The sequence below is a fragment of the Brachybacterium sillae genome (genome assembly GCF_025028335.1).
GTDB lineage: Bacteria > Actinomycetota > Actinomycetes > Actinomycetales > Dermabacteraceae > Brachybacterium > Brachybacterium sillae.
In genome coordinates this window covers 2,344,302-2,363,484 of record NZ_JAFEUW010000001.1, presented here as the reverse complement: position 1 = coordinate 2,363,484, position 19,183 = coordinate 2,344,302, and the positions used below count along the sequence as shown (strand labels likewise).

The following is a 19,183-nucleotide window of genomic DNA, read 5'->3' as shown; positions in this document are numbered from 1 at the left end:
CGGTCCCGAGTTCCGGGCCGAGAAATGGCGGCGTGTCGTCGATGCTCGGCAGGTGTCCGAAGTCGGCTGCACAAACGATCGTTTTTGGCGGGCAGGGTGTTTGTGCCAACGCCGTTCGGTACGGGAGGATGGGACCGTGCCCGCGTCGATCCCTGCTCTGGTAGAGCCATCGGTGCTCCGCTGGGCGCGGGAGACGATCGACCTGTCCGGTGGCAACGCCTTCGCGGCATATAGACCCGGTCGGGAGGCGCCTGCTTCAGCCACTGTTCACGCTTGGCCTCGAGGTAGGCCGAGCAAAACCAGCTCAGGTCACGCCTAGCTCACATGAGTCATCCAGACGGACCGCTGACCTAAGCCGCACGGGGGACCACCTGAACCACCCCCGCCGGTGGCAATGGGTGAGCAAAAGTGGATTCACCGTCATGAGGCTCCAAAGACTCCGATCAGAAGCCCCGCAGCCAGACTGATCACGAAGTAGCCCACACCGACCCAGAGTCCGATCCGACCAGGCAGACTGCGCCGGCTAACCCAACCGGCCACAATCCCCAGCAAGACAGACCCCAGAGCTAGCAGAGAGACCACATTAGCCGAAAGGAACGTCAACCGCTCGATGATTCCAGGCACCCCTCCATCCCGGGAGTGGATGCTGAGAACAAGGATCCCGATCGCGTCCAGGAAAATCGAAATCCATCCCAACGCAGGTCGATCAGGAGCCCGCCCCTCGCGTACGTTAACCCCCGAGCTCACCTCTGGGGGGACAGAATGTGTCGCCATGGCTCATCCTAAATAGATTCTTCCAGTCTGCACTAGAACTAGAGATGCGGTCAGGGCAAGGAGTCAACTAACCAGTTGACTCCTTGCCCCAAGGGTTGGGCGCAACCACCCCGACTTCGCACAGGGCCGCACCCTGGTGCATCAAAGGTGCTTGCCCAGAGGGCACCTACTCGGAGGCTCACTGGGCAAGCACTAGCTGTGACGCTTCTGGAACACCTCAGAGGTCGGTGTATGTCGTTTTTACAATCCTGCTACCCGATACCTTGAACCCCGTGAGAAACGTCTGCCTCCCCCCAGAGTGACCCCCTTGAAGATATAGGAGATCTGCCCCTTAATTTGGATCTTAAGTCGAGTGTTCGATTTCGTTCGAGTGAGCGCAGTGTATGCCGGAGTCCAGCTACCGATGCTCGCTCCCGACATCCACGAAAGGCCAACGTTGGAAGCTGACGTAATCTTCCCGCCGGTAACAGTTGCCCTGACCTCCTGGTTAACGTAGCCATGCCCGATGGCAGGGATCCCTGACCGCACTCTGGCCTTGTAAACAGAAGTTCCAAAGGGAACCATCACTGGAGGCCCCGACGCCTCTATCGGCTCAACCCCCTCCCCAAAGTGCTCGGCTACCAGATCCGAGAGTAGAAGGTCGACATTTTCGTCATACTCCCCCCACAGCTCAGGTGTAAGCAGGAACGAGATTCGCTCGAAAGTTACCGGAATCACCAGCTCAACCGCTCGAGCCGTCAGCAGGGTCGGCAGTCGGCGTTCGACTTCCTGTTGCGCATCTTCGAGAGTAACTGGACCCGCCAACGCGGATCCAGCCCCCAAAAAGCTCGCGGCCAACCCCGCCACACCCCCGATGATCAGCGATTTGCGGCTAATGTCGTTTTTCATACTGACTCCTTCGTCGGTTAACACAAGGACTCACGTCTATCATACACAGCGCTAGCGCATACGGTCATTTGGGAAACTGGCGTGATCGCCCCGGCTCAACACGGATCAATGTCCCCGATCAGTACACCTAGGGCGTGTCTGAGAATAGATGCACGAGTCAGCTGAGACCCTGGGGACATGTCCCGGTTCCAGATGCTCTCCGACGCCCAATGGGAGTTGATCGCCCCGATGCTCCCGACCCGGACCGGCCGCGCCGGCAGGCCGTTCGCCGACGCCCGCACCATGGTGGAGGCGATCATCTACCGGTACCGGTGCGGAATCGCTTGGAGGGATCTGCCCGAGGTCTACGGGCCCTGGCAGAGAAGTGTGGACCTGGCATCGGCGCTTGGCCGAAAAAGGCACCTGGGACACGGTGCTGGCCACGCTGACCGCCGCCGCTGACGCCGAAGGCCTGATCGATTGGTCGGTCTCGGTGGACTCCACGATCGCCCGCGCCCACCAGCACGCGACGAACATCACCCGCCACACAGGGGGATGGATCGAACTACAAGAATCCGCGTGAGGAGCCGGCCGATCACGGCATCGGGCGCTCCCGTGGCGGGCTGAGCACGAAGATCCATCAGCTCGTCGATGGGACCGGGCTGCCGCTGGTCAGCCTGATCACCCCCGGCCAGGCAGGGGACTCCCCGATGCTGCTTCCTCTTCTGGAGCAGCTGCGCGTGACCCGGCCAGTAGGGCGGCCCCGGACCCGCCCCGAGGCCGTGCTGGGCGATAAGGCCTGAGTTGGACCTCTTTAGTGACCCATGCGTCAAGTCATCTTGAGGGCCTTGAGGATGGTGCGGGCATCGTCGGTGAGCTCGGCCTTGGCCGTGATGTCCTGGCCGGCCAGGGTGATGGTCACGTCCTGCAACGGCCGTAGGGTCCGGATGATCTTGCGGATGCTGAACCCCGTCTGGGCCTGCAGGAGACGGGCCATTGCCAGGGCGGTGAACACGATCGTGAGGTGAGCTTCGATCGCGTCCCGCTGCCGATGAAACATGGGCCTGGCCTGTAGGTCCGTCTTGCTCATCCGGAAGGACTGCTCGACCTGCCACAGGTCGTGATAGCTGGAGAGCACCTCCGCCGCGGACATCACCGTCGCGGGGATGTTGGTGACGTAGCCCTTCAGCCCCACGAGGCTCCGTGCCCGCTTGAGGGAGGCTTCGTCGAGGCTGCGACCGGCCGCTGTGGTCTTCACGAACCGCGTCGACTTCACGGTCACGTCCCCGTCGATCACAGCGCGGGCTCGGTTCTCCTGCGCGGTCAGCGTGTGCCCATCCCGGATGGCGCGTTTCTTCGAGAACGCCCAGACTGCTCGCCAGTGCCCGGGATGCTCCGTCGGGTCCCAGACCGGCTCCCGGCGGTGCTGCTTCGTGTCGGTTTTCGTGTTGCCGTGACGTGGGGTGATGGTGTCGATCAGCTGCCCGTCGGTGAACGCGTCACCGTTCCAGTGGAAGTGATGTGCAAGGTCACCAGGGGCTTTGACCTGCCGCGACCCGACGATGAACCGCAGTCCCGCTTCGTTAAGGGCGGTCAGGTTCGCGGTGGAGAGCATCCCGGCGTCAGCGACGACGACCATGTCCGCCAGGCCGTGGCGGGCCTGGAACTGCTGGATGATCGGCACGATCGTCGTGGTCTCGGCCTTGTTGCCCTCGAAGCAGCCGATCTCGAGCGGGAACCCGCCCCGATCCACCAGCAGCCCGACCACGATCTGCGGATCCACTCGGCGCTCCTTCGAGTAGCCGACCTTCCGCAGTTCGTCCTCGTGCTCGGCCTCGAAGTAGAGCGTGGTGACGTCATAGAGCACCAGAGAGATATCGCCGCTGGTCGAGGCATGTTCAAAGCAGTTCTTCGCTATCTGGTCGCGGTACTTGCACTGCTGGATCCGGGTCAGGCAGCGCTTCATCGTTGAACGATGCACCGGATCGATCCCCACCTCGCTCAGCACGCGAGCGGAGTCGAGCATCGAGGTCGGGAAGATCAAACGCGCGGCGACGAGCTGGAAGAACGCCTCGTCCTCGAGCGCATCGAAACCAAGCCCTCTCCAGGTCGCCTGGAGCACGTCCAGCAGCAAGCGCGACCGCATGGACCGCACCACAGCTGCCTGGGGATCCTGCTCCAAGCCGAGGTCGAGAGTCTCCTGACCAGCATTGAGCTTGTCCCGGCCGGCCCTCATCAAAACAGCGAGCTCAGCCTCGGTATGCGCGGACCCGAGGTGCTCAAGGATCTTGTTCCGCCGACCCTCCTTAGCGACCACCTGCACGGCAGTCGCGCCAGACGCCGTGGTCACCTTCCTCAAAAACGGGCTCACAACCCCCGACCCTACCCCCAATTAGTGACCCATCCAGCCACCCTGGAAACCCCACGACCAGCAGAAACGCTACTGAAATCTCTCAAACCAGGCCCGAGAGGTCCAACTCAGGACTCCCCGATGCTGCTTCCTCTTCTGGAGCAGCTGCGCGTGACCCGGCCAGTAGGGCGGCCCCGGACCCGCCCCGAGGCCGTGCTGGGCGATAAGGCGTACTCCTCCCGGGCGATCCGCACCCACCTACGTGCCCGTGGGATCAAAGCGGTCATCCCCGAACCGGCCGACCAGCAGGGCCACCGCAGACGGCGCGGTGCCCGCGGCGGGCGCCCCGTCAGCCTCGACGCGGACGCCTACAAGGGCCGCAACGTCATCGAGCGTCAGTACGCTCACCTGAAGCAGTGGCGGGGTCTGGCGACCCGGTATGACAAGTACGCGATCATCTACAGGGCCGCTGTGGTCCTGAATGCTGTGCTCGCATGGTCAAAACGATTGTCAGACATGCCCTAGGCGCCCGGGGGACTCCAAAGGGCCTCAACGCCACACAGCCGGCACTGCTGGACCAACATGGTATTGCCCTTGCGAGACAAGTGCAGCTCGGACACCTTCCATGAGTGACCGTCCGGGGTGCATTCGCCCTCAACGTGGGAGCTACGCGGGCGGTCACTGGCGGCCGACAGAGGGGCGAGGAACATCGGCATGGCAGGCTCCTCCACAGGCAGACGGCGCTCCCAGCCCAGCGCCTCCCAGAATGCGCCCGCCTCCGGGGCCAGGGCGAACACCCGCCGATCCGGGTTCCTAGGGCGTGTTGTCAAACTTTGCTGGTCAGCCAGTGGAGGGTCGCGGCGAGCGAGATGGCCGCGGCGTAGCTGCGGGCGGTCTTGCAGGTGCGCATCGCGATGCCGCGCCATTGCTTGAGCTTGGCGAAGCACCGCTCGATCACGTTGCGTCCACGGTAGACCTCGGGGTCGAAAGCGGGTGGGCGTCCGCCGGCTGAGCCGCGTCGGCGCCGGTGCGCGGCCTGGTCTTGCCGGTCGGGGATGGTGGCCTTGATGCCGCGCTCGGCGAGCCAGGCCCGGTTCGCGCGGGAGGGATACCCCTTGTCCGCGAGGACCCTGTCCGGGCGGGTGCGGGGCCGGCCAGGGCCTGGCCTGGGGACCCGGATCTGGTCCAGGACCTCGGGGAGCAGGCTCGTGTCGGCGGCCTGGCCGCCGGTGAGGACGAAGGCGAGCAGGCGGCCCTTCCCGTCCGAGACGGCGTGGATCTTGCAGGTCAGGCCGCCTCGGGAGCGGCCGATCGCGTGGTCGCCCGGCTCAGGCCCGAGATTCTTGTAGTTCGATGGGCCCCCCTGTGTGGCGGGGAAGGGTCGCGGCGTGCTGGTGGGCGCGCACGATCGTCGAGTCGATCGAGCACACCCAGTCCAGCTCGCCCTGCGCGTCGGCGGCCTGCTGGGCGCGCTCGAGCGCGCACGCCCACACGCCGGTCTTGGCCCACCGGTCGAAGTGGCGGTAGATCGTGTTCCAGTTCCCGAACCGTTCCGGCACGTCCCGCCACGGCGACCCGGTCCGGAACTTCCACGCGACCGCTTCCGCGACCAGCCGCCGATCCATCGGCGGCCGACCCGTCGCCTTCGGCGCGGGGAAGCACGGCCCGATCAGCGCCCACACCTCGTCCGTGATCACATCTCGATCGCTCATACCGAAAGGGTGCCCCGCCGATGGCGGGACACCCTTTCACAACACACCCTAGCTACAACGAGGTCCACGACGGCCCGCCCGATCCCTAGACGCCGGTATCGGCGGTGTACGTCGAGCCGTTCGATTTCGAGCAAGGGCCGCGGCCCGAATCCTTCACTGCCGGCGTAGTGGTCCACGTTCGATCCCCAGTCGAGCTCTACCCGCGCCACCTCCTGGCCCCTACTACGGACGACGTGCGCGGTCCATTGGTCGTCATGGTAGGCGTCCGTCCACCATCCCGGGGTGTAGTCGTCGCCGGCTCCCTCAGGGAACGGCCTCCACCAGCTCACCCCGGCCGGACGCGGCACATCTTCGAATGTCAGTCCCTCCATGAGCACGACGGTAGCGCAGGACAACGGCCCCCCTCCCGTGCGGCAGGGGGGGCGTTGCTACATCCGGTCGGGCCGCTGGAACGGTCATGCCGCCCATCGCTCCGGGTCGCGTCGAAAGGAGATAAGCCGCGCCCGGTGACGTTGACGGCCCGCCGGGGGTCTAGGGCGTGTCTGAGAATAGATGCACGAGTCAGCTGAGACCCTGGGGACATGTCCCGGTTCCAGATGCTCTCCGACGCCCAATGGGAGTTGATCGCCCCGATGCTCCCGACCCGGACCGGCCGCGCCGGCAGGCCGTTCGCCGACGCCCGCACCATGGTGGAGGCGATCATCTACCGGTACCGGTGCGGAATCGCTTGGAGGGATCTGCCCGAGGTCTACGGGCCCTGGCAGAGAAGTGTGGGGCTTGACCCCGGTTCTTGGACACGCTGAATCCAGCACCTGCTGGGGAAGCGAGATGATCCAGGAATCATGGCCAGGAAGAACTACTCCGAGGAGTTCCGTCGTCAGGCCGTCGACTTGTACGAGTCCACCCCGGGCGCCACGGTCCGCGGCATCGCCGAGGATCTCGGCATCGTGCGCGGCACGCTGCGGCACTGGCTCGAGGTCTACGGGACCGGCAAGAAGACCGCCGCTGACGGGACATTGACCTCCAGCCCACTGCAGTCCAAGCCGTCGCCGACAAGCCCTACGGGTCCCGCCGGTGAGACGCCTGAGCAGAAGATCGCCCGGCTCGAGGCCCGGGTCAACGAGCTCGAGGTCGAGACGACGAAGCTGACTACCGAGCGGGAGATCCTCCAGCGGGCGGCCAAGTATTTCGCTGGGGAGACGGGCTGGTGAGTCGCTTCCAGTTCGTCGCCGACAACTCCGCCACCTTCGAGGTGAAGCGACTGTGTGAGCTCGTCGAGATCGAGCGCTCGTCCTACTACGCCTGGCTCAAGGCTGCCCCGGCCCGAGAAGCCAGGGCAGCTGACGACGCGGCGCTGGCAGAGCGGATCAGGGCTGTCCATGCCGAGGACAACACCCAGGGTGCGCCACGGATCACCGCCGAGCTCAACGACAGCGCGCCTGCCGGTGAGCGGGTAAACCACAAGCGCGTCGCCAGGGTGATGCGGCTGCAAGGAATCCGGGGCTATGTGAAGAAGCGGCGGGTGCGGACCACGATCCCCGAACCGTCTGACCAGAAGTACCCCGACCTGCTCAAGCGCGACTTCACCGCCCCGGCGCCAGGGCTGCGCTACGTCGGCGACATCACCTATCTGCCGATCGCCGACGGCACGAACCTCTACCTGGCGACCGTGATCGACTGCTACAGCCGTCGGCTTGTCGGGTGGGCCATCGCTGACCACATGCGTACCGAGCTCGTCGAGGACGCGTTGAAGGCCGCCGCCGCAACCCGGGGCACCCTCGAGGGCAGCGTATTTCACAGCGACCACGGGTCGGTCTACTGCTCGAAGGATTACGCCCAGCTCTGCAAGAAGTTCGGCGTGACCCAGTCCATGGGCGCCGTCGGGTCCAGCGCGGACAACGCGTTGGCCGAGTCGTTCAACGCCACCATGAAGCGCGAGGTTCTCCAAGACGCCGCCTGCTGGAGCAACGAACTGGTCTGCCGCCGGCAGGTCTTCAGGTGGCTCGTCCGCTACAACACCAAGCGACGCCATTCGTGGTGCCGCTACGTCCCGCCGGTCCTCTACGAGACCGGCAACACCGCTACGCTGCCGACGGCTGCGTAATCACACCCCGTGTCCAAGATCCGGGGGTAGGGCCCCCGTGGCGCTTGACCCCTGATCTTGGACACGCTGATTCCAGCACGATGATTGGGAAGCGAGAATCCAAGGGATGGCTAGGAAGAACTACACGGACGAGTTCCGGCAGCGGGCGGTGGACTTGTACGAGTCGACGCCCGGTGCGACGTTGAATGGCATCGCGGCGGACCTCGGGATCTCCCGCGGTGCGCTGCGGGAGTGGGTCGAGAAGCACGGCTCGGGCACGACGACCGCCGGCACCATGTCGCCGCCCACGTCGGGGCGGTCGGAGTCGCAGGCGGCGAGGATCGTGCGGCTGGAGGCGGAACTGGCGGCGTCGAAGGCGGAGAAGCTGAAGCTCGAGACGGAGCGGGACATCCTCCGTCAGGCGGCGAAGTATTTCGCCGGGGAGACGAACTGGTGAACCGCTTCCAGTTCGTCGAGGACCACAAGGACGCCTACGGCGTGAAGCGGTTGTGCGAGATCGTCGAGATCGCGAGGTCGTCGTTCTACGCCTGGCTCGCGGCGGCTCCGGGACGGGCGGCGAGAGCGGCCGAAGATACAGCCCTCGCCGCACGGATCAGGGTGCTGCAGGACCCCGCCCAGGGCGGCGACCGCGCCTACGGGGCACCCCGGATCACCGCCGACCTCAACGACGGCGTCACCACCGCCGCCGAGCGGGTGAATCACAAGCGCGTCGCCCGCGTGATGCGTGAGCACCAGCTGGTGGGGATCCGGCTGCGACGCCGGGTGAAGACCACGATCCCGGACCAGTCCGGGAGGAAGTTCCCCGACCTGATCGGCCGGGACTTCTCGATCGGGGAGCCGAACCGCCGGTACGTCGGCGATATCACCTACCTCCCGATCGCAGACGGGTCGAACCTGTATCTCGCGACGTGCATCGACCTCGGCTCCCGCAAGCTCGCGGGCTGGCAGGTCGCCGACCACATGCGCACCGAACTCGTCGAGGACGCACTCCGCGCCGCGGCCCGCGACCGCGGCAGTCTCGCCGGCGCCGTGTTTCACAGCGACCACGGCAGCGTCTACGCCTCGAAGGCCTGCGCGGCCCTCTGCGAGCAGCTCACCGTCGTCCAGTCCATGGGTGCGGTGGGCACGAGTGCCGACAACTCACTCGCGGAGAGTTTCAACGCCGCGCTCAAGCGGGAGCTTCTCGAGGGCCGGGCCGCATTTCCAGATCAGGCCACGGCCTACCGGGCCGTGTTCCGATGGGCGAACCGCTACAACACCCGCCGACGCCACTCCACGATCGGCCAGGTGAGCCCACATAGTTACGAGAACGCCTACGACGCCGCGAGGTCAGCTACCCTCACGGAAGCGGCATAACCGAACCGACACCGTGTCCACGATCAAGGGGCAAGGCCCCGTATTCCGAGGCGTGGTTCAAGACCTTGAAGTACGCCCCGGTCTTCCCGGACCGCTTCGGCTCTCTGGCCGACGCCCGGGCGTTCATGGCCGGTTTCGTCGAGACCTACAACCACGGACACCGTCACACCGGGATCGGGCTGCACACCCCCGCCGACGTCCACTACGGCCACGCCGCGACCGTGAGTCAGCAGCGCTCAGCGGCCCTGGCCGCGGCCCGCGCTACTCACCCCGAGCGCTTCTCCACCACCGCTGACCCGAAAATCCTCGCGCTACCCACCCACGCCTGGATCAACCAACCAACCGCCGCCGAACCGGTAGCCGCCTGACACCCACTGGCCTCAAACACCTTGAAGAATTCCGGAGACGACCAGCGGCCACAGGAATCCCGAGGCGGCATACGCCACACAGCGCACTGCCACATCGATCTACCCGTACGGCCCCCGCGGGAACCCCAACTGCGTCATCGTTGCCGCGGGTGACCGGTAGCCGGGCCTTACGTAAAGCAAGGGGGTCCCTGGCTGCGTCACCTACGAGGGGCGCTATGGCAGCCGTGTCGGTCGCCGCCGGACGGAATCCCCGGCTCGTTCGGCCTCGAGCGGGACAGGGCTGTGCAGTACGGCCGGCCCGCGGTGCAGGAACCCGTCCGAGAGCACTTGGCAGCGCAGGCCGCCCCGGCCGCGCATGGCGGCGTGCGCGCCCGGGGCGAGCACCCGGTCCATCCAGGCGCAGGGGTGGGCCGGCCGCCCACCCCGCAGCCGCACGAAAGCACCTTGGGACTCCAACGCGAATTCCCCGCCGAGCAGGGGCGCCAGCTCGGCGCCCCGGAGGACCACGTTGCGCCGGGTCAGGAGCGGGTCGAAGGGAGGTGTGCCCAGATCTGCCGCCATGGCCTCGAGTGCTTCGACGGCGAGCAGGGTGAGGGCGGCGTCCATGTGCGCGGCCTTGCCGAAGAACCGGTCGCCCACCACGCCCTTGCCGGCCACCAGCTCGACCCGGTCGGCATCCGTGGTGGGCACGTCCGCCGCGCCGTCCCGGGCGCGGCCGAAGTAGGCATGGCCCGGGGACACGAGCAGGTGCAGGATCTCCACGTCGTACTGATAGGTCTGCATCATGCCATCATTCCCTTCGTCACCACGGTTGCCGGCACACCGTAGACACCACCGGACGCACCGTTGATAGCGAGAATTTCAGCGTTCAGGTTTCCTCCTCCAAGCCCCGTCAGAGACCCGGGGGATCGGTTGTCTTACGGGCCTCCGGCGCGGCGCCAGCCACGATTGTAGACGGATCCGTCTAGCCAGAATAGACGGATCCGTCTAGGGCGTGTCTGAGAATAGATGCACGAGTCAGCTGAGACCCTGGGGACATGTCCCGGTTCCAGATGCTCTCCGACGCCCAATGGGAGTTGATCGCCCCGATGCTCCCGACCCGGACCGGCCGCGCCGGCAGGCCGTTCGCCGACGCCCGCACCATGGTGGAGGCGATCATCTACCGGTACCGGTGCGGAATCGCTTGGAGGGATCTGCCCGAGGTCTACGGGCCCTGGCAGAGAAGTGTGGACCTGGCATCGGCGCTTGGCCGAGAAAGGCACCTGGGACACGGTGCTGGCCACGCTGACCGCCGCCGCTGACGCCGAAGGCCTGATCGATTGGTCGGTCTCGGTGGACTCCACGATCGCCCGCGCCCACCAGCACGCGACGAACATCACCCGCCACACAGGGGGATGGATCGAACTACAAGAATCCGCGTGAGGAGCCGGCCGATCACGGCATCGGGCGCTCCCGTGGCGGGCTGAGCACGAAGATCCATCAGCTCGTCGATGGGACCGGGCTGCCGCTGGTCAGCCTGATCACCCCCGGCCAGGCAGGGGACTCCCCGATGCTGCTTCCTCTTCTGGAGCAGCTGCGCGTGACCCGGCCAGTAGGGCGGCCCCGGACCCGCCCCGAGGCCGTGCTGGGCGATAAGGCGTACTCCTCCCGGGCGATCCGCACCCACCTACGCGCCCGCGGGATCAAAGCGGTCATCCCCGAACCGGCCGACCAGCAGGGCCACCGCAGACGGCGCGGTGCCCGCGGCGGGCGCCCCGTCAGCCTCGACACGGACGCCTACAAGGGCCGCAACGTCATCGAGCGTCAGTACGCTCACCTGAAGCAGTGGCGGGGTCTGGCGACCCGGTATGACAAGTACGCGATCATCTACAGGGCCGCTGTGGTCCTGAATGCTGTGCTCGCATGGTCAAAACGATTGTCAGACATGCCCTAGCTGTTGTGGGTCATGAGGTTCTTGGCACGAGGCCCGGGCTGAGATGAGACGAGCGGGCCCCGCCCGGCAGGATGGAAGTTCCTCAACAACCCACCTGCCAGAAGAGACCCGCTCATGACTCACGCTAACGCACCCCTGACCCCCACCGGCCGTCTCAGGATGGTCCACCGCCACCTGCACGACGGGATCCCACAGGCGCACGTGGCCGCCGAGTTCCGGGTGAGCCGGCCCACGGTGGCCACCTGGGTGGCCCGCTACCGCGCCCAGGGAGAAGCCGGCCTTCAGGACCTGCCCAGCCGGCCGCGCCGTTCACCTGCCCAGCTCGACCCCGAGGTGGTGGCTCAGATCCAGACCCTGCGTCGCAGGGAGAAGTGGTCGGCCCGCCGCATCCATCACCACCTCGTCTCTGAAGGCCACCGGGTGTGTCTTCGTACCGTGGGGAGGTGGATGCACCGGCTGGGCATCTCCCGGTTGCCAGACCTCGCGCCCACGGGTGAGGACCTGCGCCAACGACCGCAGAAGATCACCGCCCGCGGCCCGGGGCACATGGTGCACCTGGACGTGAAGAAAATCGGACGCATCCCCGAGGGGGGAGGCTGGCGTGCTCACGGCCGGGACTCCGAGAACGCGCGAGCGGCCAAACGCGGGCCTGGCCGACGGGTCGGCTACACCTACCTGCATTCGGCGATCGACGGGTACACCCGGCTGGCCTACACCGAGGTGAATCGCCCCGGGTCTGATGGAGGCTCTCATTCCACGGAAGGATGAGAGTCATGGCAGCACCGCGGAAGTACAGCGAGGAGTTGAGGGACCGCGCGACGCGGATGGCGATGGACGCGCGGAAGGACCCTGCGACGGCCACGGGAGCGATCAAGCGGATCGCCGATCAGCTTGGGATTCATCCCGAGGCGTTGCGGACCTGGGTCCGCCAGGCCGAGATCGATGGTGGGGTCCGGCCCGGCACGACGACGGATGACGCGACGCGGATCGCCCAGCTCGAGCGCGAGGTCCGCGAGCTGCGGCGGGCGAACGAGATCCTGAAGACGTCCGCGGCTTTTTTCGCGGCCGCGGAGCTCGACCGCAAGATCAAGTAGCCCGCGAAGTGCCGACCGAGGTGGTGGTCGAGTACATCGACACCCACCGCGATCGGGTCGTTGAGGGTCGCCGGCTCGGGGTCGAGCCGATCTGCGCCGTGCTCAAGGACGCCGGCGTGCAGATCGCCCCGAGCACCTACTACGCCGCGAAGAACCGTCTCCCGTCGGCGCGCGCCGTGCGGGACGCTGAGCTGATCGAGGAGATCAAGACCGTGCACACCGACAACCTGGGCGTCTACGGGGCTCGGAAGGTCCACGCCGAGCTGGTCCGCAAGGGCATCGCCGTGGCCCGGTGCACCGTTGAGCGGCTCATGCGCGCTCACGGGTTGCGCGGGATCGCGCGGGAGAAGACCCGCCGCACCACCCTGAGCGAGGGCGCCGAGACGCCACGGCCGGCCGACTTGGTCGAGCGGCGGTTCGTCGCCGAGGCACCGAACCAGCTGTGGGTGGCGGATCTGACCTACATCCGCACCTACTCCGGGTGGGTCTACGCCGCGTTCGTCCTGGACGTCTTCTCCCGGATGATCGTCGGCTGGCAAGTCTCGACCTCGCTGCGCACCGACCTGGCCCTGGACGCCCTGGACATGGGTCTGTGGGCCAGGCGTCGCGCCGGGCAGGACGTCACCGGTCTGGTCCACCACTCCGACAGGGGCGTGCAATACCGCGCGGTTCGCTACACCGAGCGGCTCGCCGAGGCCGAGGCTGTCGCCTCGGTGGGGTCCCGCGGCGATTCGTATGACAACGCGATGGCGGAGGCGCTGAACTCGCTGTTCAAGGCCGAGTGCGTGCGCAACCCGGTCATGCGTCAGGGCGGCTGGAAGTCCATCAGCGACGTCGAGATCGCCGTCGCTGAGTACGTCGACTGGTACAACCACCGGCGCCTGCACGGCGAGCTCGGCCACGTCCCGCCCGCCGAGTACGAGGCCACCTACTGGGCCACCCACTACCCTGACAACCGCGCCCTCATCGAGGCCGGAACCAACTAACCGAGCCTCCACCAAACCCGAGGCGTTGGAGGACGAGCGCGCGGTGACCACGATCGGGTTCTTCTGCCGGGCGCGGGCGTTCTTCGCCGCCCACGGCATCCGGATCGACAGGGTGATCACGGACAACGGGAACAACTACCGGGCCGCGGAGTTCACCGCCAAGGTGGTCTCGCTCGGGGGCCGGCACCACCGGATCCGCCCCTACACCCCGCGCCATAACGGGAAGGTCGAACGCTACAACCGGCTGATGGTCGATGAGGTCCTCTACGCCCGCCCGTATACCTCAGAGCAAGCTCGGCGTGAGGCCCTGGCGGTGTGGGTGAACCACTACAACTACCATCGGCCTCATACCTCCTGCGGAGAGGCTCCTCCGGCCTCACTGGCACCGACCCGAGTCAACAACGTCATGCCCTCCTACAGCTAGAGCCAACGCTGACGGCGGAAGACGGCGTACAGGCCCGCGGAGATGATGACCATTGCCAGAATCGATAGCGGGTAGCCAAAATCCCAGGTAAGTTCCGGAATTGACTCAAAATTCATCCCGTATATCGCTCCGACAAGGCTCGGAGTGAATAGGATGGCGGCCCACCCTGAAATGCGCTTCATGTCCTCGTTCTGTTTCTGGGCCACTAGGGCCAAGTAAACCGTAACGAGCTGTGTCAGCCGTGCGTGGATGCCGGACACTCTGGACAGAAGGTCATCTGCGTCCTCGGCGAAGGCCGCAGCATCGGCTGACCAGTCTGAGTTCTTCGACGCCCCTGGCGCGGGGATTCGATCGATGAACCGGCACAGGGAAGCAAGAGAGGAGCGGACCTTGCTGGCATCGGAGCCGAGCCGATAAACGCTCTCGATGTCCTTCTCGAATTCCCCGAAAATACTCGACTCGCAGTCCGCAGTGCCGTCCTCCAGGGAAAGTGCGGCAGAGTCATAGGAATCGATCGCGGCCTCGACGATGAGCGTTAGCGTCAGTTCCGCCTCATCTGCGGCAAAGTATCGCCCTGAGTTGTCTTCCGCCGGATGCCAGGCGGTCCCGATTCCGTCGACATCTTCAAAGACCACCAGCCAGTCGTCATGAAAGACAATGTGTAGTGATTCTATTCGTAGATCTTCTTGCCCTGCTTTTGCGATCCGGTTTATTCGCAGAAGGAAGGAGGGGCCGAATACATCCAGGCGAGGGCGACCGGCTCCTTCACGCAGGATTTCTCGCATGTTCTCCGGGAACTCGAATTCAGTTCCAAGTTGGTCAACCGTGTGCTCGCGCCCACATTGGCAGTCGACGACCTCGCCTCGATCCGTGATCAATGATCGGAGATCCGCAATCGGCTGCTGTTGCTTTGGTCGGACCTGCGGTCGCATCGCGTGTGCGGTGCCACCGGAGCATTCAAGGTGTTCAGTCATCCGGGGAGTGTAGTGGCGCAGAGGGGAGAGGTCAAGTCCCTGGAAGTGGTGTAACAGCCTTCGAAGCAATGGGGGCGTGAGTCGGTCAGGTCTTCAGGGTCGGCATCACCTCCGTGCCCATCCCGGTGGCCGATTCCTGCGTGCAGGGCTCGCTGCACCTGGCGAGCAGCTCGAGCCCGAGGTAGCGGCGGCCCTCGGCCCATTCATCGGTCTGCTCGGCCAGCACGGCTCCCACGAGCCGGATCACCGCCTCCCGGTTCGGGAAGATGCCCACCGCGTCCGTGCGACGCCGGATCTCCCGGTTCAGCCGCTCGGCAGGGTTGTTCGACCAGATCTGGGACCACACGTCCTTCGGGAAGCCCGTGAACGCCAGGATGTCCTCCCGGGCAGCGTCCAGGTGCGTAGCCACCGCGGGCAACCTGTCCTGCACGTAGTCCAACAGGCGCTCGAACTGGGCGTGCACGGCCGGCCCGTCGGGCTGGTCATACACGCTGTGCAGCATGGCCTTCACCGCCGGCCACATGCTCTTCGGGGTCACGGCCATCAGATTCGCCGCGTCATGGGTGCGGCAGCGTTGCCACACGGCCCCGGGCAGGTTCGCCGCCACCGCTTCCACGAGGCCGCGGTGGGAGTCCGAGGTCACCAGTCTCACCCCGGTCAGACCCCGCGCGACCAGGTCAGCGAAGAACTCGTTCCACGCCGCACCCGACTCCGTGGTGGCCACCCTCAGCCCGAGCACCTCCCGGCGCCCGTCGGCGTTGACCCCGGTGGCGACCATGGCCACCGCGTTGATCACCCGCCCGCCCTCTCTGACTTTCATGGTCAGGGCGTCGGCGGCGAGGAACACGAACGGGCCGGCCTCACCCAGGGGCCGGTGACGGAAAGCCTCGATGTGCTCGTCCAACTCCTGTGCCATCCGGCTGACCTGGGACTTCGAGAGCGAGTCGATGCCCAGCTGCCGTACGAGCTTGTCCATGCGCCGGGTCGAGACCCCGGCCAGGTAGCAGTCCGCGACCACGGTGATCAACGCGGACTCGGCCCGTTTGCGGCGCTCGAGGAGCCATTCGGGGAAGTACGTGCCGGCCCGGAGTTTGGGGATGGCCACATCGATCGTGCCGGCGCGGGTGTCCAGGGGTCGGTGGCGGTAGCCGTTGCGCTGCGCTGTCCGGTGTTCGGAGGGCTTGCCGTACTCGGCCCCGCAGACCGCGTCAGCGTCGGCGGAGAGCAGTGCGTTGATCACGGTCTGCAGCAAGTGGCGCAGCAGGTCTGGGGAGGCCTCCCCGAGAGCTTCGCGCAGCAGGCGTTCAGGGTCGACAATATGAGGAGCGGTCATCGTGGTGATGTCCTTTCGAGAGTGCTGTGGAAGGTTCGCTCGAAGGCTCCCACGGTGACCGCGTCCGTCTCGAAGATGGTCGTGGCCACCGGGGAGGGTTACACCACTATCCGGGACTCAACTGAGGGGAGATGCGAGAGCCAGAGCCGCTCACGATGCCGGCCAGGACGCTGTAGCGCGCTGGGTCTCCTTCCCGAGTCTCACGAAGGAGAACTGGAGTATGCCCACGAAGTTCTGCTCGGAGCTGCGTGATCGTGCGGTCCGCATGGTCTACGACCGCCACGCCCTTGAAAGTGGCCCAGGAGCGCAGTCGACCCGCGCCGTCGCGCCCGAGCTCGGCGTCGGTGAGGAGCCCTTGCGGAGCTGGTGCAACCGCTACGGCCCCGCCGAGAGATCGTCCCGTCCGCAGGAATCGCTCGAGGAGGAGAATCGCCGGCTGAGGAGCGAAGTGACCGACATGCGCCGTGCGAACGAGATCTTGAAGAAGGCATCGGCATTTTATCCGCGCAGCCCGATCGCCCCACGACGAAATGATCCGGTTCATCGATATGCACCGTGAACAATTCGGTTTCGAGGCTGTCTGCCGCGTGGTCGGCACGACAGAATGTGGGTTTCTCACCTCCCGCGGCTGCCGAGCCGCGAAGCAGCGCCCAGCCTCTGCCCGCGGCATCTGGGCCGCAAAGTTCACCTGCGTTCGCATCCCGAAAGGGCTCTGCGACGCCGCGCTCTTCACGGACGTCCGCACGCGGCGGATCGTCGGCTGGGCCGTCGCGGCCCGCCTGCCCACCGAGGCATTGCCGTTGCAGGCCCTCGAGCACGCTCTACTGTGCACCTGCGCCGAAGCCTCTAGCATGGTGCGCATGATGGCAGTCATCCCCGAAGCCCAGGCCACTGCGCCGAACCGGTCGCCTGCGAGGTCCACGGGAGCTCGTGAGCGGATCATGGCGACCGCCCGCCGGCTGTTCTACACACGCGGCATCAATGCCACCGGCATCGATCTGGTGATCGCTGAGGTCGGCGTGGCCAAGGGCAGCATGTATCACCACTTCGGCAACAAACAGGCTCTGGTAGTGGCTTACCTCCAGCAGGAGGAGGCCACCTGGAAAGCCGCTTCCGAAACCAGGGACGACCCCCGGGCCAGCGCGACTGAGCGCTTGAGAGTCTTCTTCGATGGAATCTCTGTCGATGTTCTGGCCGGCACGTTCCACGGATGCCCGTTCATGAACGCCGCCATCGAACGCCCGGATGATCTCGGGGTGGGCCAGGTGATCGCTCATTACCGGGAAGCACTGGCCTCACATATCGCCCATTTGCTCGGGGAGGACGGGTCCTCGACCGCGGTGGACAAGGTGATGGTGCTGTACGACGGGGCGAAAACGTCCGCCAAGATGACACGGGATCCTGCGCTGGTCGAGCTGGCCGCCGACATGGCCTGCGAAGTTGTTCATGGGCACGGTTCGACTCGCAGGCCGATAGCTCGGAAGGGATGAGCCCTGTTGACACCTGGCGACGACGATTCCGGACCATGATGCGTCCGGAAGCACGTGAGGTGGCGCACGAAGCCGACGAGGTCGTCCCGACGCGCCTGTGCGCGCGAGTTCCGCAGGTGGCCCGGGGAAAGGGTTGCGGCACAGACAACGCGGAAGACGGGGTGTGCGTACCACGCTGCGTCGGTGGGAAACCGCGGGTTGCCGGTGCAGAACCAGGTGCTGCATGAGCATGGAACCGTGGGTTCCTTTTCAAGTCCGAGTGATATCTACAAGAAAAAACGAGGAGACAAGAAAATGATGACGAAGAACACTTCCACCACGGGGATCGAGCAGATGGGGAATTCGGTACTGCGCTATTCCCTGGTGACGAACCTCGTCTGGATCGGTTCCCTGAAATTCCAGGACTACGAGATGGAGAACATCAGGCCCCTGGTCACCTCCAGCCCCTTGTTCTCCGGGGTGCTCAAGAAGCTGGGGGAGAAGAAGACAGCGCAGCTGATCGGGGTGGCCGAGATCGGTATGGGAGCTCTCATCGCCGCCAAGCCCCTCGCCCCGCGCGCTTCGGCCCTGGGCAGCCTCGGGGCGGTAGGGATGTTCGTCACCACGCTCAGTTTCATGGCCACGACCCCGGGAGTGCAGCAGGAGAACCACGGGAAAACCAAGTTGTCCATGGTGGGGCAGTTCCTGCTCAAGGACACCGTGCTTCTGGGGGCATCCATCCTCACGGCTGCCGAGTCGCTGCAGCACGCCCGTCGCCGGTAGCCCGGAAACGACCGTTGCCGTGACCCGGAACGAGCCGGGACGGGAACTGCTGGTGCGGTACCCCGTCCCGGCCCATGTTCTCTGCCCCGGTGACCTGGGGGCCGGTTGGTCAGCGCGCCGGCGGCGGCGAAGCCCTGGAGCCGGCGCGCTGAGGGTTCAGCCGGTGGGCGGCCACTCAGTCGGAGGAAATCAGTTTCATGGAGATCGAGTTGATGCAGAACCGCTGATCGGTGGGGGTCTGGAAACCTTCACCTTCGAAGAGGTGCCCCAGGTGGGAGTCGCATCGGGAACAGCGCACTTCGATGCGCTCCATCCCCAAGGACCGATCACGTAGGTAACGCACCCTGTCCTCGGCCAGGGGAGCCCAGAACGAGGGCCACCCGCAGTGCGAGTCGAACTTATCAGTGCTGGTGAACAGCTCTTGGCCACACGCCCGGCACTGATAGACACCGGTGGTGTGCGCGTCGTAGTACTGGCCCGTGTACGGCCTCTCGGTGCCCGCCTTCCGGAGTACCTGGAACTCCTGCGGCGTCAGTTCCTCACGCCACTGCTCCACACTCTTGTGCACCTCGGGCCGGTAGTTGTCGTATCCAGTGTTCATGACGGCTTCAACGGTCCCCGGCCCCTGCGTGTCAGGGTGAGTTGAGTCCAGTGGT

13 protein-coding genes and 7 pseudogenes are annotated in these 19,183 nt (G+C 65.8%); 13 read left to right on the top strand and 7 right to left on the bottom strand.

Going from position 1 to position 19,183, the window contains the following annotated elements:
• Positions 1-1,839: 1,839 nt before the first annotated feature.
• Positions 1,840-2,441: pseudogene (locus JSY14_RS10880) on the top strand (IS5 family transposase); the annotation flags it as partial.
• A gap of 29 nt (positions 2,442-2,470) precedes the next feature.
• Here JSY14_RS10880 and JSY14_RS10875 read toward each other — a convergent pair.
• Positions 2,471-4,012, bottom strand: a complete 1,542-nt coding sequence (locus JSY14_RS10875) for an IS1634 family transposase (protein WP_259559044.1) — start codon at positions 4,010-4,012, stop codon at positions 2,471-2,473.
• Between the two features lie 111 nt (positions 4,013-4,123).
• Between JSY14_RS10875 and JSY14_RS10870 the strand changes: the two are divergent.
• Positions 4,124-4,516: pseudogene (locus JSY14_RS10870) on the top strand (transposase); the annotation flags it as partial.
• Positions 4,517-4,817: 301 nt separating this feature from the next.
• On the opposite strand, the gene JSY14_RS10865 reads toward JSY14_RS10870, so the two are convergent.
• Positions 4,818-5,703, bottom strand: a protein-coding gene (locus JSY14_RS10865) for an IS5 family transposase (RefSeq protein ID WP_259558416.1) whose coding sequence is annotated in 2 segments (ribosomal slippage) — positions 4,818-5,354 and positions 5,356-5,703 — 885 coding nt in all. Because the reading frame shifts where the segments join, the coding sequence is not laid out codon by codon here.
• Positions 5,700-6,074 (bottom strand): GNAT family N-acetyltransferase, encoded by a 375-nt coding sequence (locus JSY14_RS12595; protein WP_432803637.1) that lies wholly within the window; start codon positions 6,072-6,074, stop codon positions 5,700-5,702. The genes JSY14_RS10865 and JSY14_RS12595 overlap by 4 nt, the downstream gene beginning before the upstream one ends.
• 210 nt (positions 6,075-6,284) lie before the next feature.
• Between JSY14_RS12595 and JSY14_RS10860 the strand changes: the two are divergent.
• The 4 genes and pseudogenes from JSY14_RS10860 to JSY14_RS10845 form a co-directional block, all read left to right on the top strand.
• Positions 6,285-6,467, top strand: a pseudogene (locus tag JSY14_RS10860) (transposase); the annotation flags it as partial.
• 78 nt (positions 6,468-6,545) lie between these two features.
• Positions 6,546-7,807 (top strand): IS3 family transposase gene (locus tag JSY14_RS10855; protein ID WP_259559043.1). Its coding sequence is split into 2 segments (ribosomal slippage): positions 6,546-6,897 and positions 6,897-7,807, totalling 1,263 coding nucleotides; the frame shifts between segments, so codons are not numbered across the junction.
• A gap of 106 nt (positions 7,808-7,913) precedes the next feature.
• Positions 7,914-9,163, top strand: a protein-coding gene (locus JSY14_RS10850) for an IS3 family transposase (protein ID WP_259559042.1) whose coding sequence is annotated in 2 segments (ribosomal slippage) — positions 7,914-8,223 and positions 8,223-9,163 — 1,251 coding nt in all. Because the reading frame shifts where the segments join, the coding sequence is not laid out codon by codon here.
• Positions 9,160-9,531, top strand: a pseudogene (locus tag JSY14_RS10845) (integrase core domain-containing protein); the annotation flags it as partial. The gene JSY14_RS10850 and the pseudogene JSY14_RS10845, both read left to right, overlap by 4 nt.
• A 213-nt stretch (positions 9,532-9,744) precedes the next feature.
• On the opposite strand, the gene JSY14_RS10840 reads toward JSY14_RS10845, so the two are convergent.
• Complete coding sequence (locus tag JSY14_RS10840; RefSeq protein ID WP_011117093.1) at positions 9,745-10,317, bottom strand: MOSC domain-containing protein; 573 nt, start codon at positions 10,315-10,317, stop codon at positions 9,745-9,747.
• A 251-nt stretch (positions 10,318-10,568) separates the two neighbouring features.
• Here JSY14_RS10840 and JSY14_RS10835 point away from each other — a divergent pair.
• The 4 genes and pseudogenes from JSY14_RS10835 to JSY14_RS10820 all read left to right on the top strand — a co-directional run.
• Positions 10,569-11,464: pseudogene (locus JSY14_RS10835) on the top strand (IS5 family transposase).
• Positions 11,465-11,578: 114 nt separating this feature from the next.
• Positions 11,579-12,184, top strand: a pseudogene (locus tag JSY14_RS10830) (helix-turn-helix domain-containing protein); the annotation flags it as partial.
• A gap of 53 nt (positions 12,185-12,237) precedes the next feature.
• Positions 12,238-13,544 (top strand): IS3 family transposase gene (locus tag JSY14_RS10825; protein WP_432803630.1). Its coding sequence is split into 2 segments (ribosomal slippage): positions 12,238-12,532 and positions 12,532-13,544, totalling 1,308 coding nucleotides; the frame shifts between segments, so codons are not numbered across the junction.
• Positions 13,545-13,563: 19 nt separating this feature from the next.
• Positions 13,564-13,968, top strand: a pseudogene (locus JSY14_RS10820) (integrase core domain-containing protein); the annotation flags it as partial.
• Here the strand turns inward: JSY14_RS10820 and JSY14_RS10815 are convergent.
• Positions 13,965-14,942 (bottom strand): magnesium transporter CorA family protein, encoded by a 978-nt coding sequence (locus tag JSY14_RS10815; RefSeq protein ID WP_259559039.1) that lies wholly within the window; start codon positions 14,940-14,942, stop codon positions 13,965-13,967. The pseudogene JSY14_RS10820 and the gene JSY14_RS10815 sit on opposite strands and share 4 nt — an antisense overlap.
• 85 nt (positions 14,943-15,027) lie before the next feature.
• Positions 15,028-16,275, bottom strand: coding sequence for an IS256 family transposase (locus JSY14_RS10810; RefSeq protein ID WP_259559037.1), 1,248 nt, complete (start codon positions 16,273-16,275; stop codon positions 15,028-15,030).
• A gap of 220 nt (positions 16,276-16,495) precedes the next feature.
• On the opposite strand from JSY14_RS10810, the gene JSY14_RS10805 reads away from it, so the two are divergent.
• The 3 genes from JSY14_RS10805 to JSY14_RS10795 all read left to right on the top strand — a co-directional run bounded on the left by JSY14_RS10805 (position 16,496) and on the right by JSY14_RS10795 (position 18,527).
• Positions 16,496-16,834: a transposase gene (locus tag JSY14_RS10805; RefSeq protein ID WP_160119514.1), complete on the top strand. Its 339-nt coding sequence runs from the start codon at positions 16,496-16,498 to the stop codon at positions 16,832-16,834.
• Positions 16,806-17,765 carry a TetR/AcrR family transcriptional regulator gene (locus tag JSY14_RS10800; protein WP_259559036.1) on the top strand — a complete coding sequence of 320 codons (960 nt, stop codon included), beginning with the start codon at positions 16,806-16,808 and terminating at the stop codon, positions 17,763-17,765. The genes JSY14_RS10805 and JSY14_RS10800 overlap by 29 nt, the downstream gene beginning before the upstream one ends.
• Positions 17,766-18,062: 297 nt before the next feature.
• The gene (locus tag JSY14_RS10795) at positions 18,063-18,527 is read left to right on the top strand and encodes a YkgB family protein (RefSeq protein WP_051050204.1); all 465 of its coding nucleotides are present in this window, start codon (positions 18,063-18,065) and stop codon (positions 18,525-18,527) included.
• 175 nt (positions 18,528-18,702) lie between these two features.
• Here JSY14_RS10795 and msrB read toward each other — a convergent pair whose 3' ends face one another.
• Positions 18,703-19,128, bottom strand: coding sequence for a peptide-methionine (R)-S-oxide reductase MsrB (gene msrB / locus JSY14_RS10790; RefSeq protein ID WP_259559031.1), 426 nt, complete (start codon positions 19,126-19,128; stop codon positions 18,703-18,705).
• Between the last annotated feature and the right edge of the window lie 55 nt (positions 19,129-19,183).

What these genes read in the sequence shown, in the direction of transcription:
- JSY14_RS12595 (WP_432803637.1), bottom strand. Translation starts at nt 6,074, where the DNA reads ATGGAGGGACTGACATTCGAAGATGTGCCGCGTCCGGCCGGGGTGAGC.
- JSY14_RS10840 (WP_011117093.1), bottom strand. Translation starts at nt 10,317, where the DNA reads ATGATGCAGACCTATCAGTACGACGTGGAGATCCTGCACCTGCTCGTG.
- JSY14_RS10815 (WP_259559039.1), bottom strand. Translation starts at nt 14,942, where the DNA reads ATGACTGAACACCTTGAATGCTCCGGTGGCACCGCACACGCGATGCGA.
- JSY14_RS10810 (WP_259559037.1), bottom strand. Translation starts at nt 16,275, where the DNA reads ATGACCGCTCCTCATATTGTCGACCCTGAACGCCTGCTGCGCGAAGCT.
- JSY14_RS10805 (WP_160119514.1), top strand. Translation starts at nt 16,496, where the DNA reads ATGCCCACGAAGTTCTGCTCGGAGCTGCGTGATCGTGCGGTCCGCATG.
- JSY14_RS10800 (WP_259559036.1), top strand. Translation starts at nt 16,806, where the DNA reads ATGATCCGGTTCATCGATATGCACCGTGAACAATTCGGTTTCGAGGCT.
- JSY14_RS10795 (WP_051050204.1), top strand. Translation starts at nt 18,063, where the DNA reads ATGACGAAGAACACTTCCACCACGGGGATCGAGCAGATGGGGAATTCG.
- msrB (WP_259559031.1), bottom strand. Translation starts at nt 19,128, where the DNA reads ATGAACACTGGATACGACAACTACCGGCCCGAGGTGCACAAGAGTGTG.